The organism is Bradyrhizobium campsiandrae (assembly GCF_014529705.1).
Classification (GTDB): Bacteria; Pseudomonadota; Alphaproteobacteria; order Rhizobiales; family Xanthobacteraceae; genus Bradyrhizobium; species Bradyrhizobium campsiandrae.
This window is the reverse complement of the sequence record NZ_JAANIH010000340.1, coordinates 1-248: the sequence shown is the minus strand read 5'-3', so window position 1 is coordinate 248 and position 248 is coordinate 1. Positions and strand designations below refer to the sequence as shown.

Annotated in this window: 1 protein-coding gene; it reads right to left on the bottom strand. The window is 62.1% G+C overall.

The genetic code is table 11. The features are described 5' to 3' along the window. Positions 1 to 248 (bottom strand): ABC transporter substrate-binding protein (locus G8O24_RS43340; RefSeq protein WP_244646456.1); only part of this gene is annotated, 248 nt, incomplete at both ends.

Sequence of the window (248 nt, the reverse complement as noted above, 5' to 3'; positions counted from 1 at the left end):
CCGTCATGTCGTCGATCTTTTTGGCAGATACGAGCGTGGGCATGCGCGTCGCGGTGACGCCGACCTGGCTCGGATCGAATTGCGGCGCATCCTGCTTGAGCACCTTGTCGACGTTCCACACCACCGCATCGGCGTTGAACTCGCTGCCGTCGTGAAACTTCACGCCCTTGCGAAGGCTGAAGCGCCACTTGGTCTTGTCGGTGTCATCGACCTTCCATTCGGTCGCGAGCCCCGGCACCAGCTTGCCG